We start from the raw sequence: 15,551 nt of genomic DNA, 5'->3' as shown, positions 1-15,551 counted from the left end.
GAGATTAGATGCGTTCTTTGCAAGCTGAAATTATGGAATTCTTAAAGGTTCAACCAATCATTGATCCTCAAGAAGAAATTGAACGTAGCATCCAATTAATGATGGATTACCTTAGCTATCATTCAGGGCTGACTAGTTTAGTTTTGGGTATTTCAGGGGGGCAGGATTCAACTTTGGTTGGAAAGTTAGCTCAAATGGCCATTGATCGATTAAGACAGGCCCATCCAGCCATCAATTATCGATTTATCGCAGTCCGTCTGCCTTATGGTGATCAATTGGACCAAGCAGATGCTCAAGCAGCCCTGGACTATATTAAAGCGGATCAGGTGATAACGGTTAATATTAAGTCTTCAACGGATAAGACGGTTCAAAGTCTACAAGAAGCAGGCCAAGAGATCTCTGATTTTAATAAGGGAAATATTAAGGCGCGGATGCGGATGATCATTCAATATGCTATTGCTGGCCAAAATCAAGGGGTGGTATTAGGCACGGATCATGCTGCAGAGAGTGTGACAGGCTTTTTTACCAAATACGGAGACGGGGCGGCAGATTTGATGCCGATTTGGCGGTTAACGAAATCACAAGGTCGTCAATTATTGGCTTATTTAGATTGCCCTCCTGCTCTTTATAAAAAAGTACCGACCGCTGATTTGGAAGATCAGCGGCCGATGCAATCGGATGAGGAGGCTCTAGGTGTGTCTTATGATGAAATTGATCAATATTTAATGGGGCAGGCTGTTTCAGAATCGACAGCTCGTGTAATTGAGAATTGGTATCTAAAAACGAAACATAAGCGTCATTTGCCCATTACTGTTTTTGATGATTTTTGGAAGTAGCAGATGAGAGAAGGGATACCTTGTTGCTAGTAAATTTGATGATTCGGGCTATACTTACTTGTTTGATTTCCAGTGTGCTGACCTATTCACTCATCTGGATTAGTCAAAAAGGCTTTTTGCCCAAAGATAAGAAAAGTCAAAAGCCTTTTTTTGGGGGTCTAGCGATCTATATTAGTTTTTGGCTTAACTATTACATGGCTTGGCCATATTTTGATACACGGCAATGGGGACTATTAATAGCTTCTACAGTGGTCCTTTTAACGGGTCTTTTGGATGATTGTCTGACTCTTAGCCCGGTGTTAAAATCAATCGGGATAATTATTGCTTGTCATTTGATTTATCGGGTGGATCATATTGTGTTTACTTCGGCGATTTTGGACACCTTTCCTAGCTGGATGAGCGGTCCCTTGGCCTATGTATTTACGCTTATATGGATCTATTTCTTGACGAATGCCTTTAATTTAATTGATGGGATTGATGGACTATCTTCCAGTGTTTCAATAACGAGTTTAGTCTCCATGATCATGGTGACGCTTAGTTTTTCGCTCACCATTCAGGTAGACTTTGTTTTGATGTTATTGTTACTTTTATCAGCAATTTTGGGTTTTTGGATTTTTAACTGGCCGCCTGCAAAAATCATTCTAGGAGATACGGGTTCTTTATTTATCGGGTTTATGTATGCAGCGATGACAGTAAGAAATTTGAAGCACGCTAGTTTGTATACTTTAGTTTTGCCAGTCTTAATTTATGCGGTGCCCTTGTTTGATACGATTTATGCGATTATTCGTCGATTTTTAAATGGACAGCCGATTACATTAGGCGATCGTGATCATATCCACCATCGATTGTTACGCCGGGGATGGACTCAGGGACAGATAAATTTTTTAATGATCATCATGACGATGATGTTCTCAGTTCTCGCTTTTGCCTTACAGGCTTATCCTCAATATAAGGTAAGCATTTTTTCTGTGATCATTATGATTCTACTATCTATGGCACTATGGACTTATTTTTTAGGAAAAGATAATCGATCGTGATTTTAGATTTAGGGCTTCTTTGAGGAGTTTTTAATGGGAAGATTAACTGGTCTAATGTGGTCAAATTGCCAATCAATTTGCTGATTAAAGCGATCGGCTAATTGTTGTTCTAATAAGGCTGCTTCTTCTTGAGAGATAGCTATTTGATGAATGACCGTATCTAGGTATTGGCTATTGAGTATTTGAGGAGGATTAGCTAGTTGTGAAATGAGATATTGAAAAGAATCATTGAGCTTGTATGCCATGTTCAGATTGATGATGGCCTGGTTGGTATTTTCAACGAGAGTACTTATTTGAAGGGCTTGGGAGGTGGCGGAGGAGTATGCCCGAATTAGCCCACCAGCCCCTAGTTTTATTCCTCCAAAATATCTCACGACGACAGCCATTAGGTAGGTTAAGTTTTCTTGTTTAAGAACTTCAAGGATAGGAATTCCTGCTGTACCGCTAGGTTCGCCATCATCGCTCATGCGTTGAATTTGGCCAGTATCTTCGAGAATGTAAGCATAACAATGATGCGTTGCTTTAGGGTGTTCTTTTTTGATTTGATCAAGGTTGATTTGAAATTCTTCCTCATTCTGAATAGGAATTAAGTAGCTAATAAAACGGGATTTTTTTATTTCGAGCTCGTGAACGATGGTATCTTGAATGCTTCGGTAATTTATCATGGAGTCCACCTTTCTTTTGTGCTAGGATATACTTAACTTGCTTTAATAGATTAAATTGTAGCATATTTTTATTATCAAACGAATTAAATAACTTTTTTCTAGGAAGGATAAATGATGAAAACTGCTCTGATTGTTGATTCGACAGCATATTTAAATGAAGATATTGCCAACCACCCAGATGTTTATACGATTCCATTAAGTTTAGTTTTTGAAAATGGGACTTTCTATCAAGATACGAGTGAGCGATCAATTCAATTAAAATTTTATGAAGATCTAGAGCAATCAAGGACTTTACCAAAATCGTCGCAGCCTCAACCTGGTAAGTATTATGAACTGATGGATACCCTTGTTTCAAAGGGCTACCAGGCAGTTATTGCGATTCATTTATCATCAGGAATTTCAGGGACGTATTCATTGGGTCAATCGATTATGCAGGAATATCAAGATCGATTAGAATGCTATTGTGTTGATTCTAAGTCTTCTTGTATTGTTATGGAAGTTTTGACACGTTTAGCGATTGAATCATTAGAAAGTGGACTCTCTCCTCAAACGGTTGCCAAACAGTTAATCTGGCAAAGTCAGCGGGGCCAGACTTATTTAATGGTAGAATTGCTAGATAATTTAGTTAAAGGTGGGCGATTGAATGCGGCTGGGGCTCTTGTTGGTCAATTGTTGAAAATTCGACCGGTATTATATTTTGATGAAGCAGGAAAAATCTTGCTTTTTGAGAAAGTGCGAACCAATAAAAAGGTCTTTTTAAGGTGGATAGAGCTCGCTCAAGCTGCATTGAAAAAATATCCTGAGGGAGTTATTTTTATGTTAACTCATGCAGAGAATGAAGAGGCGTGTGATAAGATGAAAGACATGTTGTTACAAGCTTTTCCAGATTCAGAAGTTCATATTAATCGCTTAGGACCAGTTATCACTACTCATACTGGGAAAGGCAGCTTAGGTTTTGGAATATTACCTAAGATCCAGAATGAACATTATAAATAGCGCAAATTCCCCTTTTTGGAACTACTTGTATTTAGTTCCAAAGAGGGGGTTTTTTTATCGATTGGCAAGCATATTTTATAGGGCGGTTATTGAGTCGGTCTGAGATTCAGCAAACTTGCTTAAAGTTACAATTAAATGGTAAAGTCCCTGATACTGATTTTTTAAGTCAATTTCAGCAGATTCCTGCCATCATAAAGCATGGTAATAGTTTTCGCTGTCAAAGATGTCATAATCAAAATCCAAGGTGTTTTCCAATTTTAAATAGTGACCAGCAAATGGTTTTTTGTAGTGAATGTATCATGATGGGAAGGTTAACGAATAAGGATGTTTTATATTTTTTGCCAGAAAAACCTAATCGATCGCTTGCAGTAAATCAAGCATCGAAACTTACCTGGCAAGGCACATTATCACAACAACAAGCACAAGCGAGTCAAGAAGCCCTGAAGGCTTTAGCCGATCCCACCTGTCCGCACTTAATTCATGCCGTCACAGGAGCAGGTAAAACGGAGATGTTATTTCCAGTAATTGATCAAGTGCTTCAAAAAAATGGCAAAGTAGCAATTGCTTCACCAAGAGTGGATGTCTGCTTAGAATTAGCGCCTCGAATTAAAGCGGCCTTTCAAAAATGTCAGATATGTCTATTATATGGGAGTCCAGAATCGTCTTATATTCCGAATGATATTATGATATCAACGACCCATCAATTGTTACGATTTAAAGAAGCTTTTGATTTATTGGTGGTTGATGAGGTGGACGCTTTCCCCTATTTAAATAATCATTCTCTCCATTACGCCGTGGCTAGAGCCGTTAAATCTACAGGAAAGCTCTTATTTTTAACAGCGACTCCAGATAAGGTGTTAGAACAAGCGATTAAACAAAAGAAGATCACAGCCAATGTACTACCGGCGCGTTTTCATGGTTATCCCTTGGTGGAACCGAATTTTATTTGGTTGGGGGAGTGGCAACTAGCTTTAAAAAAGCGAAAGAAGCGTTCGCGGCTAATGAGTTTATTAAAATATTATATGACTCTACAAGGTCCTAAATTAATTTTTATGGCGAATATCCATTATGCAAAGATGCTAGCAGAATGGTTAAAAGAGATTGCTCCTCTTCTTAAAGTGGAGGCTGTTTACGCCAATGATCCACTTCGTAAAGACAAGGTATTAAAATTACGCAAGGAGGAGCTCGATGTCTTGGTGACTACGACCATCCTAGAAAGAGGTGTAACTTTTACTAATTGTCAGGTCTTAATACTCGGAGCCGAAGATCCTTTGTTTGATAAGTCTTCCTTAGTTCAAATGTCGGGGAGAGTTGGTCGAAAGGCGATGTACCCTAATGGAATTTTGCTCTACGGACATTGTGGCATTACTCGTGAAATGCGAAAGGCACGTAATGAAATTCGTCAGATGAATCGGATGGCACGTCAAAGAGGCTTGTTGAAGGAGTCCGAAATATGAGCCAAATCAACTGTCTATTATGTCAAGAATCGATCGAGGTGGAATTAACTTGGCAGGAGCTTTTCTCCTTCCAGCCGATTCAAAAAACGCCTATCTGTCAAAATTGTTTAAAAAGATGGCACCCCTATCAAGTAGGGGAGGATGCATGCTCAGCTTGTGGCCGTCTATTGGGGGAGGGTCAAGAGGATATATATCATCAATCATATTCGGTTAATGATCGAGTGTATTGTTTGGATTGTTATCGTTGGTTGGAAAAATATCCAGTAGAGTTATTATATCATCGGGGAATGTATCATTATGAAGGGGGTCTAAAAGATGTTATATATCGTTATAAATATCAAGGAGATATCCGAATGGCTCAACTATTCGCTAAAGATTTAAAGAAAATTTATCGTTCTTATCGAAAGTTTGATTGGTTAGTTCTGCCCTCTTCACCAGCCTCGTTAAATCAAAGGGGCTTTCATGCGACTGGCCAATTGTTAAAGGTCGCTGGCATTCCCTTTCGTTGTCCTTTTGTTTATAAGGGAGATGGCATTAAGCAGGCTAGTAAAAATCGCCAAGCACGTTTGAAATTAACGAACCCCTTTGAATGGGATTCCAAGCAACCTTTGTGTTTAAAGCCTAAACAAGCTCATCTCCTCTTCGATGATGTCTATACGACGGGAGCTACTATGCTGTGTGCAAAGGACTGTCTAAGTCGGCGTTATTTACAAGTCTATCCAAATTTAGAAAAGATTCGATCGATTAGTTTAGCAAGAGATTAATGAGTTATAGCGTTTTCAAACTGAGGGTTTTATGTTATAATGAGATAAAGCTAGTAGATAGCTTTTAACCTAAGAAGTATTGACTTAGGTAATTGAAATGAAATGAGGGATTTATATGTTTAACTATAATGTCCGTGGAGAGAATATCGAAGTCACTCAAGCGATTCGTGAGTACGCAGAAAAGAAAGTGTCTAAGCTAGAACGTTTCTTTACTGATGTACCTAATGCAACAGCCTATGTTAATTTAAAAGTTTATCCAGATAAAACGGCTAAAGCTGAAGTAACGATTCCCCTTTCTTTCCTAGTACTCAGGGCAGAAGAAACGAATCCAGACTTATACGCTTCGATTGACTTTGTAGTAGATAAATTAGAACGTCAAGTTCGTAAATATAAAACGAAAATTAACCGTAAATCACGCGAAAAAGGTTTAGATTTTGCATTGCCACACTTAGATACACCGGTTAAAGAGGAGTCTTCTGACTCTGATTTAGAGATCGTTCGTTCTAAGAAAATTGAATTGAAACCAATGGATTCTGAGGAAGCGGTTCTCCAAATGAATATGCTAGGCCATGATTTCTTTGTTTATCATGACCGTGATACCGATGAAATTAACATTGTTTATCGCCGTAAAGACGGACGCTATGGTCTGATTGAAACAGCTTCAATTGGTTAAAACTTATCATAGAATATTATTAGGAATTAAGTGAGAGGATTCTTGCTTAATTCCTTTTTTGTATGCTAACTATTTTAAGGTAACTTCTGGTTGGTTAGAAAGACTCAGAGAGTGTTTTGGCGAGGTTAAGAAAGTGGAAATAACTAGAAATATAACTTACATTAAAAGAGCTGGGACTATTTTGTCCCAGCTTTTGTTTGTTAAGCTTGTTACCAAATACGATAACCGATACTGGTTTCTAGGAGACCGCGCTCGATATCCCAGCGGCAGTATTGTAGGTATATCATTTCATCCGTATTACCATAGTAGGCTAGAAAAGGCATAGAGAGTCCATCGTAGAAATAATTATATTGATCATCACGTTGAAAATTAACCGTTTGTGTGAACTCATATCCCTTGGAGTAGCCTTCTGCATCCGTAATAATAGCTTGGGTGCCCACTTGTAAAATTCCCTGGTCAACCAAGGGATTAAAAGGACCGGTGTAATTAACATAATCGTAATGGGCGAAGAAAGAATGGATACCGTTCATACCGACAGCCGCTGTGCCGTTTTCTAAGAGCACTTGTTCGATCTTACTAAAGTCATTGTTGATAGAGGATCCGGTATTGCCGTAAAGGGGTTTAAAAGGAAATTCGTAATTATCTATTTTTAATGTATTAGGCGTATATCCCAGTTGTTGTCCTTTATCAGACATCTGGGGAGCCTTGCCGTTTTGATAGGATGTTGGATATTTGGCTTTATAATTGAAGTAGTCTGGGTTTTTGTTATCATAACGATCAATCGGGATGCCTAATTTGACGAGTTGATCTACGATAACTTGGTTGCGGTCTTGTCCTTCTTTAATATCAAAATGAAAATCCTTTTCACTTAGAGATATTTCTTTGGGATTAGATTCTTCGGCTGAGATATGAGGGGGGGTCAAGTTAAAGCCGCTTAAGTAAAGTGCTATGCAGATAAGGCCGATGAATGTTTTATAGTGTGATTGTTTCATAGAGTTACCGCCTTCTTCATTTTCTATATTATACCCTAAAATAGCTGATTACCTTGTGAATAATCTATGAATTAATTAGAATGAAATAGCAAGAATTGAAAATATGCTTTTATTTAGTGACATTTTAATGGTACAATGGTAGAGTGAATTAATTTGTCTTATATAGGCGATATAAATGTCTGAAAAGTGATATAAAGGAGTGTCAGAATGGCCAACTTTCTTAAGAATTTAATTGAGAATGATAATGCCGCATTACGTCATACAGGGAAACTTGCAGACCAAGTTATGGCATTAGAAGATAAATATAAAGCAATGACGGATGAAGAGCTTAGAACACAAACGACTTTATTTAAAGAGCGTTTAGCAAAGGGCGAGAGTCTGGAAGATATTCAGATTGAAGCCTTTGCGGTGGTTAGAGAAGGTGCTAGGAGAGTTTTGGGACTTTTCCCATTTAAAGTACAAATTCAGGGCGGTTTTGTTATTCATAATGGTGACATTGCAGAAATGAAGACTGGTGAAGGGAAAACCCTCACGGAAACTATGCCTGTTTATTTGAATGCTCTAACCGGTAAAGGTGTTCACGTAGTGACTGTTAATGATTATTTAGCAACGCGGGACTCAAAAGAGATGGGAGAACTCTATCGTTTCTTAGGGTTAACAGTAGGGCTGAATCTTAACTCCATGAACTCAGCTGAAAAACGTCAAGCTTATGCATGTGATATTACCTATTCAACCAATAATGAATTGGGGTTTGACTATTTGAGAGATAATATGGTTGTTTATAAGGATCAAATGGTTCAACGTCCTCTATACTTTGCGGTAGTTGATGAGGTGGATTCCATCTTAGTTGATGAGGCACGGACACCGTTAATTATTTCTGGCCAAGGTGAAAAATCAAATATCTTATATAATCGAGCAGACTATTTTGTGAAAGGCTTGACGGAAGAAGAGGATTATACGATTGATCTTACTTCAAAATCGATTATGTTGACGGACCAAGGGGTCGATAAAGCTGAAAAAATATTCCGTTTAGAAAACTTATACGATGTAGATAATACAGCACTTGTTCACCACATTGATCAAGCTTTAAGAGCCAATTATATTATGCTCTATGATATTGACTATGTGGTTGATGAAGGTGAAGTTAAAATTGTGGACCCATTTACTGGACGGATCATGGAAGGCCGTCGCTATTCAGATGGTTTGCATCAAGCGATTGAAGCTAAGGAAAATGTTGAAATTCAGGATGAATCTAAGACGATGGCAACGATTACTTTCCAAAATTATTTCCGGATGTATGAGAAGTTGTCTGGAATGACAGGGACAGCCAAGACTGAAGAGGAAGAGTTCAGAGAGATCTATAACATGAATGTTATTACGATCCCAACTAATCGTCCGGTTATTCGAGATGATCGACCAGATCTTTTGTACCCTAATTTACGATCGAAGTTCAAGGCTGTAGTAAAAGAGATTAAACGGCGTCATGAATTAGGGCAGCCACTGTTGGTGGGTACAGTAGCCGTTGAAACGTCAGAATATCTCTCCAATCTGTTGAAACAAGAAGGAATTCCTCACGAAGTTCTTAATGCTAAGAATCACTTTAAAGAGGCTGAAATTGTTATGCAAGCTGGCCAAAAAGGGGCAGTGACAATTGCAACAAATATGGCTGGTCGGGGAACCGATATTAAGTTAGGTTCAGGGGTTAAAGAAGTTGGAGGTCTGTGCGTTATTGGTACAGAACGTCATGAGTCGCGGCGGATTGATAATCAATTGCGCGGTCGGGCAGGACGTCAGGGAGACCCTGGAGCTTCACAATTTTACTTGTCATTAGAAGACGATTTGATGCGCCGTTTCGGAACGGATCGTGTTCAAGCGATTTGGGAACGATTAAATATGGATGACGGTGAAGAAGATGATATGGCCATTGAAAGTAAGATGCTTTCACGTCAAGTAGAGTCCGCTCAAAAACGGGTAGAGGGAAATAACTACGATACTCGTAAGAGCGTATTGGAGTATGATGAGGTCATGCGTGAGCAGCGTGAAGTCATCTACGGTCAGCGTTTACAAGTGATTAATGAACAGGAAAGTTTGACTGACTATGTCAAAGCGATGATTAAACGGACGATCGACCGTGAAGTTGCCTATGCAACAGAGGGCGACAAAAAAGACTGGAAGCTTGAAAGCTTATTAGATTTTGCGCATACTTGTTTGACGAGTCCAGACAAACTATCTCTTAGTGACTTAGAAGGTAAGTCGCCGACTGAATTGCGTGATTTCTTATATGGTCGTTCGGTAGCAGCATTGGATGAGAAGATTGCTTTATTAAATGGGCCTGAACAGGTCTTGGAATTTGAAAAAGTGATCATCTTACGAGTGGTCGATTCTAAATGGACTGACCATATTGATTCAATGGATCACTTGCGTCAAGGAGTGGGGCTAAGAGCTTATGCTCAGACGAATCCGTTGACGGAGTATCAAACGGAGGGTTATGATCGTTTCCAAGAAATGATTGCAGCGATTGAGTATGATGTCACACGTTTTATTATGAAAGCTCAAATTCGTCAAAACATTGAACGTGAACAAGTCAATGATCCAAGTCCAAGAATTGATCCAAGTTCAATGCCTTTACACCAAAGCCGTAAAACATTAAAAGGCTAAAATAATTAAATGAGCCCTTTGGACGTTGGTCCCGAGGGCTCATTATTCTAACAAATTACATCCATGAAGTAAGATGGAGGGAAGATATGGAACTTTATGAAGTGAAGGCTAAAATAGAAGAAGCCAATTTAACTATCCAGACGATCAGGGGGTCTCTTTGACTTGGATCAAATGGAAAGTGATATTGCACAGTGCCAAGATAGGATGGCTCAACCTGGTTTTTGGGACGATCAATCGCAGGCACAATCAATTATCCAGGAGATGAATGATAAGGAGTCTACACGCAATGCGTTCTTAAAGCTAGTGTCTGATTGGGAAGATTTACAAGTGGAAGTAGAGCTATATGAGGAGACCTTAGATAGACCTTTATGGGAAGAAATAGAAAAGAATTGTTATAAGTTTGAACAAAACTTAAAGGCTTATCAACTTTCCTTGCTTTTATCCGAAGAACATGACCATTGTAATGCTATTTTGGAAATCCATCCAGGGGCTGGTGGCAAAGAATCACAGGATTGGGGGCAGATGCTGCTTCGAATGTATGAGCGCTGGGCTAGTCAGCATGATTATCATATTTCGGTTATTGATTATCAAAATGGTGAGGAAGCAGGCATTAAAAGCGTGACTTTAGAAGTGTCAGGGGATAAAGCCTATGGCTTCTTGAAGTCGGAAAAAGGAGTGCATCGATTGATTCGCATTTCCCCCTTTGATTCTAATGGGAAAAGGCATACTTCATTTTGTTCGATTGATGTTACCCCAATGATTGATGACTCCATAGAGATCCATATTAATCAAGATGACTTAAGAATTGATACTTATCGAGCAAGTGGAGCAGGTGGTCAACATATTAATAAGACTTCATCTGCTGTTCGAATTACTCATATTCCGACTGGAATCGTGACACAAAGTCAAGCTCAGCGGTCTCAAATACAAAATAGAGAGCAGGCTATGGGATTACTTCGTGCTAAACTTTATCAGCTTGAATTAGCTGATAAAGAAGCGGAGCTTCAGAAAATAAAGGGAGAGCAAAAAGAGATTGCTTGGGGTTCTCAGATTCGTTCGTATGTGTTTCACCCTTATCGCATGGTAAAGGACCATCGAACGAACTTTGAAAGCGCCAATGTTGATGCAGTAATGGATGGGGAGATCGATCCCTTTATCGACGCATATTTAAACTGGCATCTAGACCAAGAAAACTAAAGGAGAAATCAGGATGATCGAGTTAGTGAATGTCAGCAAACAATACGATAATAAAGTTTGGGCGCTAAAAAATATTTCACTCAGGATTGAAAAAGGAGAGTTTGTTTACTTAGTGGGACCGAGTGGATCCGGTAAGTCAACGTTGATGAAATTGTTGAATCGTCAAGAACAAGCGACCGCTGGAAAGGTGCAAGTGGATCAATTTAAGGTTGATCAATTAAAGAGAAATCAACTTCATTTATTAAGAAGGCAAGTAGGGATTGTTTTTCAAGACTTTTGCTTGCTGCCCCAGGCGACGGTTGCGGAAAATGTGGCTTATGCTTTAGAAGTAACAGGTAAATCCAATAAGTCGATAAAAAAACGAGTAAATGAAGTTTTAGATTTAGTAAATTTACGGGCGAAAATGAATCAACTTCCAAGTGAGCTATCTGGTGGAGAACAACAACGTGTTGCGGTGGCTCGGGCTCTTGCTAATCATCCCAAAATATTAGTGGCTGATGAACCAACTGGAAATTTAGATCCCGTAAATGCTGTTGAGATCATGCACGTCTTGGAACGAATTAACCGTCAAGGGACGACAGTTTTGATGGGGACACACAATGATACGATTGTTAATACACATCCTCACCGAATTCTTCAGTTGCATAAAGGACGATTGGTCCGAGATATTGCAGTAAGGGGGGGACAGTATGAAAGCCGTGCGTAGTTTTTTTAGACATCTACGAGATGCTGGACGAAATTTTACACGAAATGGTTGGATGACAACCGCTTCTGTTGTGATGATGAGTGTTACCCTATTTTTCTTAGGCTTGTTCTTTTTAGTGGCAGCGAATGTAGAACAACTCACTCATACCGTTGAAAATGAAATTCAAATTCGCGTGACCATAGATCCTATAGCCAATGTTGAAGAACAAAAAGAACTTGGAGAGCAGATCACTCAGATTCCAGCGGTGAGTCGTGTGGTTTATCGGTCAGCCCAAGAAGAGTTGGAAGAGTATAAAGATGTGATTACTGAGGATTTTGATGTATTAAATGATGAAAATCCCTTGAATGATATGTACCTTGTGACCGTTGCTTCTGCAGATAAGATTGACGAAGTTTCTAATAAAATTTCTGATCTGGATTATGTACTCAATGCCAGTGTAGGAAGCTTAGATATATCGGGATTGGTTACAGGAGTTAAGATTGTTCGTTATGTTATTGCATTATTAGCAGCGATATTTATCATTTTAGCAGTGATATTAATCTCAAATACGATTCGCTTAGCCATTCAAACACGATCAAGAGAAATTGAAATCATGCAATTAGTCGGGGCTAAACGTTCCTATATCCGGGCACCGTTTACGATCGAAGGAGCAGTGATTGGAATATTGGGAGCTTTATTTGCTTCTGCAACCTTATATGCTTCCTATCAAGGATTAATTACTCTTGCGCAGGAGTTTTTAGCCTTTAACCCTAAATTGGCCTTGCCTATTATGCCGTACTTTATTTATTTAGCAGTGGCCTTGATGCTATTTGGAAGTCTTTTGGGGGTTGTGGGCGCTATGCGTTCAGTTCGTCGCCTAGTGGATTAATAAAATTTTGATATAGAATAGAAATGGGCTTTAACTTAGGTGAAAATCTGAGTTAAAGCTCTTTTTATCTATGGAGAGTGTCTCTTTTAAGCTGTAACTTAATTTGTTAGAATAAATACAAATGAATAATTAGGAGGCGAAGGACAGTTGAAACATATTTTAGTAGTAGATGATGAGCCTTCGATTGTAATTCTATTAGAATATACTTTAAAACAAGCGGGATATAAGGTTTCAATAGCTCGTGATGGTAAGGCTGCCTATGATATGATCAGTTCACAAAATTTTGATTTAGTGCTTCTGGATATCATGCTACCAAAAATGGATGGTATGGAAGTCTGTCGTAGAATTCGTCAAGAACGAATTCAAGTTCCTATTATTATGTTAACAGCAAAATCTGAAGAATATGATAAAATTATCGGTTTGGAATTGGGAGCAGATGATTATATCACGAAACCCTTTAGCCCTAGAGAGGTGATTGCGCGAATCAAAGCGGTTAGCCGGAGAACCAATTCGCCATCAAACCGTCCGATTATAGAAAAAAATGATGCGTTAGAAAATCAACCACTATCATCTGAAGATCAAAGTTTGAAGGGCATTGTAAACTATGGTGACATCCAAATTGATTTAGATCATTTTGAAGTTTTAGTAAGGGGAGAAAAGGTGGAATTAACTCCCAAAGAGTATGAATTATTGGTCTATTTTACTCAACGACAAGGGCGGATCATCAGTCGGGATCAACTCTTGAATCAAATTTGGAATTTTGATTATGCGGGAGAGACTCGCATTGTCGATGTTCATATTTCACATTTACGAGAGAAGATTGAGGAAGATACCAAGAGTCCTAAATATATTAAAACCGTTCGAGGCTTTGGGTATAAGTTTGAGGTGCCTCGTGTATGATAAAAAAATTAGCTAGTAAAAAGCACTTATTAACTGGCCTTTTTATAGTTTGTTTTAGTTCAATAATTTTAATATTAGCTATATTTACTAGACAGATGATTTTTGAGGCAGTTAATCGACAATTAGATTTATATAGTCAAGTCCTTGAACCGGTGCTTAAACAAGAGGATGAGCTGATGATGGAATCGATCCAAAGGTCGTTAGATACCGGTCAATCACAACTAGTGGTATTAAAGCAACCGTCGCTAGATCATACGGAACTAAAATGGCTCTGGTCTAATTCGGTGGGATCCAATCATCCAAAGAACGCATCTATCTTGACTGATAAACTGTCTAATCAGTCTTCCGAAGGATTGGTTAACTGGTATGATGATCATTATTTTTTTGCGGCTAAAAATTTTAAAGTAGATGATCAGTTATATTGGTTTATTATGAGTCAACCTTTTTCTTATTATCAAGGTTATCGTCGCTATTTTTTATTCTCCTTTATTTTATTGTGTGTCTTATTAATCATGAGTTTTTTATTATTTAGTGGACGTCAAAGTGAAAAATGGTTGAATGTTATTGAGCCAATCAACCAAGCTTTGGATCACTTAGAGAGAACGCCTTTGTATTATTTTAAAGAAGTCCCTGATAAAATGCCCGAAGTGACCCAGCTGGTCAATCGGATTAATCGCTTAATTGATGACCGCGCAAAAGTGCAAAGAAAATATGCTAATCGAAAGAGTCAGTATTATCTCCTACTCGAAAATATTAATCTTGGTGTAATGGTTATTGATAATCAAGGGTTTATTCAGTTGGTTAATCCTATGATGGATCAACTATTAGGTATCAATAAATCAGCGAAAGGTCGCTCGTACCAAAGTGTGATTAAATCTTCACAATTAGTCCACTTAATTAAAGAAGTGGGTCAAACTAAGAAAACTACCCAAGGGGAGATTGAATTTTATGTACCCAAGACTATTTATTTGGAAGTAACGGTTTTACCCTATCATGACAGTTTTCAAAGGCCTTTCATACTTGTTTTACTATATGATATTTCAAAAATTAAACGTCTGGAAGCAATACGTTCTGAGTTTGTAGCGAATGCATCCCATGAATTAAGAACGCCGATTACTGCAATTAAGGGGTTTTCAGAAACGCTAAAAGATGGAGCGCTTCGGGATCCTCTTTTTGCAAAAGAGTTTGTGGATATTATTTATAAAGAAAGTAATCGTTTGGAAACTATTGTTGAAGACATCTTAGCTCTATCTCGTATTGAAAAAAATACTGACAACCAGGAAGAGACCGTCATGGATTTGGTTGAACTAGCGACCAATATTATTCAGAGTTTAAAGGCGAAGTTGGATAAAAAAGAGATTGATCTTGTTTTAAAAGGAGACTCTGAATTAGCTTATTATGGAAGCTACCATCGTATTGAACAAGTTTTAACAAACTTAATTGATAATGCCATCAATTACTCAGATAGAGGCGGGCAAATTACGGTTTCGATTGTTTCAAAAGGGAAGTATATTCAATTAACCGTATCGGATAATGGAATAGGAATTCCAGCAGAGGATTTGGAACGGATTTTTGAGCGGTTTTATCGTGTAGATAAGGCTCGTAGCCGCAATTCTGGCGGAACAGGCTTGGGCTTATCCATTGTAAAGAATTTAGTTCACAATATGGAAGGAACAATTTCTGTCAAGAGTCAAGTGGGTAAAGGGAGTAGTTTTATTGTCTCTTTACCAGCTAAAAACTAAAATAATAAGAGTGCCTTTAAGTGATTTTTGTTTAGTGTGGATATTACTTTAAAGTATATT

14 protein-coding genes are annotated in these 15,551 nt (G+C 38.4%); 12 read left to right on the top strand and 2 right to left on the bottom strand.

The window, feature by feature from the left end; genetic code table 11:
• Positions 1–8 precede the first annotated feature (8 nt).
• Positions 9–836, top strand: coding sequence for an ammonia-dependent NAD(+) synthetase (nadE, locus tag HMPREF9706_RS04745; RefSeq protein WP_006908235.1), 828 nt, complete (start codon positions 9–11; stop codon positions 834–836).
• 20 nt (positions 837–856) lie between these two features.
• Positions 857–1,873 (top strand): MraY family glycosyltransferase, encoded by a 1,017-nt coding sequence (locus HMPREF9706_RS04740; protein WP_231285852.1) that lies wholly within the window; start codon positions 857–859, stop codon positions 1,871–1,873.
• An 8-nt stretch (positions 1,874–1,881) separates the two neighbouring features.
• Here the strand turns inward: HMPREF9706_RS04740 and HMPREF9706_RS04735 are convergent, their stop codons facing one another.
• The gene (locus HMPREF9706_RS04735) at positions 1,882–2,538 is read right to left on the bottom strand and encodes a YigZ family protein (protein ID WP_006908233.1); all 657 of its coding nucleotides are present in this window, start codon (positions 2,536–2,538) and stop codon (positions 1,882–1,884) included.
• Between the two features lie 111 nt (positions 2,539–2,649).
• On the opposite strand from HMPREF9706_RS04735, the gene HMPREF9706_RS04730 reads away from it, so the two are divergent.
• The 4 genes from HMPREF9706_RS04730 to hpf all read left to right on the top strand — a co-directional run bounded on the left by HMPREF9706_RS04730 (position 2,650) and on the right by hpf (position 6,428).
• Entirely contained in the window at positions 2,650–3,534 is an 885-nt protein-coding gene (locus HMPREF9706_RS04730; RefSeq protein WP_006908232.1) for a DegV family protein, read from the top strand.
• A gap of 338 nt (positions 3,535–3,872) precedes the next feature.
• Positions 3,873–4,991 (top strand): DEAD/DEAH box helicase, encoded by a 1,119-nt coding sequence (locus tag HMPREF9706_RS04725; RefSeq protein WP_231285851.1) that lies wholly within the window; start codon positions 3,873–3,875, stop codon positions 4,989–4,991.
• Positions 4,988–5,755, top strand: a complete 768-nt coding sequence (locus tag HMPREF9706_RS04720) for a ComF family protein (protein WP_006908230.1) — start codon at positions 4,988–4,990, stop codon at positions 5,753–5,755. Before HMPREF9706_RS04725 ends, HMPREF9706_RS04720 begins: the two co-directional genes overlap by 4 nt.
• Before the next feature lie 115 nt (positions 5,756–5,870).
• A complete protein-coding gene (gene hpf / locus HMPREF9706_RS04715; protein ID WP_006908229.1) occupies positions 5,871–6,428 on the top strand; it encodes a ribosome hibernation-promoting factor, HPF/YfiA family in 558 nt (185 codons plus the stop codon).
• Between the two features lie 209 nt (positions 6,429–6,637).
• Here the strand turns inward: hpf and HMPREF9706_RS04710 are convergent, their stop codons facing one another.
• A complete protein-coding gene (locus HMPREF9706_RS04710; protein ID WP_006908228.1) occupies positions 6,638–7,420 on the bottom strand; it encodes a hypothetical protein in 783 nt (260 codons plus the stop codon).
• Between the two features lie 207 nt (positions 7,421–7,627).
• Between HMPREF9706_RS04710 and secA the strand changes: the two genes are divergently transcribed.
• The 6 genes from secA to pnpS all read left to right on the top strand — a co-directional run bounded on the left by secA (position 7,628) and on the right by pnpS (position 15,491).
• The gene (gene secA / locus HMPREF9706_RS04705) at positions 7,628–10,078 is read left to right on the top strand and encodes a preprotein translocase subunit SecA (RefSeq protein WP_006908227.1); all 2,451 of its coding nucleotides are present in this window, start codon (positions 7,628–7,630) and stop codon (positions 10,076–10,078) included.
• Between the two features lie 86 nt (positions 10,079–10,164).
• Positions 10,165–11,275, top strand: a protein-coding gene (gene prfB, locus HMPREF9706_RS04700; RefSeq protein WP_101975015.1) for a peptide chain release factor 2 whose coding sequence is annotated in 2 segments (ribosomal slippage) — positions 10,165–10,236 and positions 10,238–11,275 — 1,110 coding nt in all. Because the reading frame shifts where the segments join, the coding sequence is not laid out codon by codon here.
• Positions 11,276–11,282: 7 nt separating this feature from the next.
• Positions 11,283–11,981, top strand: a complete 699-nt coding sequence (gene ftsE / locus HMPREF9706_RS04695) for a cell division ATP-binding protein FtsE (protein WP_196793082.1) — start codon at positions 11,283–11,285, stop codon at positions 11,979–11,981.
• Positions 11,965–12,849, top strand: coding sequence for a permease-like cell division protein FtsX (ftsX, locus tag HMPREF9706_RS04690; RefSeq protein WP_006908224.1), 885 nt, complete (start codon positions 11,965–11,967; stop codon positions 12,847–12,849). Before ftsE ends, ftsX begins: the two co-directional genes overlap by 17 nt.
• Before the next feature lie 147 nt (positions 12,850–12,996).
• A complete protein-coding gene (locus HMPREF9706_RS04685; RefSeq protein ID WP_006908223.1) occupies positions 12,997–13,749 on the top strand; it encodes a response regulator transcription factor in 753 nt (250 codons plus the stop codon).
• Complete coding sequence (gene pnpS / locus HMPREF9706_RS04680) at positions 13,746–15,491, top strand: two-component system histidine kinase PnpS (protein ID WP_006908222.1); 1,746 nt, start codon at positions 13,746–13,748, stop codon at positions 15,489–15,491. The genes HMPREF9706_RS04685 and pnpS overlap by 4 nt, the downstream gene beginning before the upstream one ends.
• Positions 15,492–15,551 lie beyond the last annotated feature (60 nt).

It is taken from the genome of Facklamia hominis CCUG 36813, from assembly GCF_000301035.1.
GTDB lineage: Bacteria > Bacillota > Bacilli > Lactobacillales > Aerococcaceae > Facklamia > Facklamia hominis.
The sequence above is the reverse complement of the archived record's forward strand: the minus strand, read 5'-3'. Positions and strand labels throughout refer to the sequence as shown.

Excerpts from the sequence above, each read along its gene's own strand:
- HMPREF9706_RS04735 (WP_006908233.1), bottom strand. The coding sequence starts at position 2,538 with ATGATAAATTACCGAAGCATTCAAGATACCATCGTTCACGAGCTCGAA.
- hpf (WP_006908229.1), top strand. The coding sequence starts at position 5,871 with ATGTTTAACTATAATGTCCGTGGAGAGAATATCGAAGTCACTCAAGCG.
- nadE (WP_006908235.1), top strand. The coding sequence starts at position 9 with ATGCGTTCTTTGCAAGCTGAAATTATGGAATTCTTAAAGGTTCAACCA.
- HMPREF9706_RS04730 (WP_006908232.1), top strand. The coding sequence starts at position 2,650 with ATGATGAAAACTGCTCTGATTGTTGATTCGACAGCATATTTAAATGAA.
- HMPREF9706_RS04710 (WP_006908228.1), bottom strand. The coding sequence starts at position 7,420 with ATGAAACAATCACACTATAAAACATTCATCGGCCTTATCTGCATAGCA.
- secA (WP_006908227.1), top strand. The coding sequence starts at position 7,628 with ATGGCCAACTTTCTTAAGAATTTAATTGAGAATGATAATGCCGCATTA.
- pnpS (WP_006908222.1), top strand. The coding sequence starts at position 13,746 with ATGATAAAAAAATTAGCTAGTAAAAAGCACTTATTAACTGGCCTTTTT.
- ftsX (WP_006908224.1), top strand. The coding sequence starts at position 11,965 with ATGAAAGCCGTGCGTAGTTTTTTTAGACATCTACGAGATGCTGGACGA.
- HMPREF9706_RS04720 (WP_006908230.1), top strand. The coding sequence starts at position 4,988 with ATGAGCCAAATCAACTGTCTATTATGTCAAGAATCGATCGAGGTGGAA.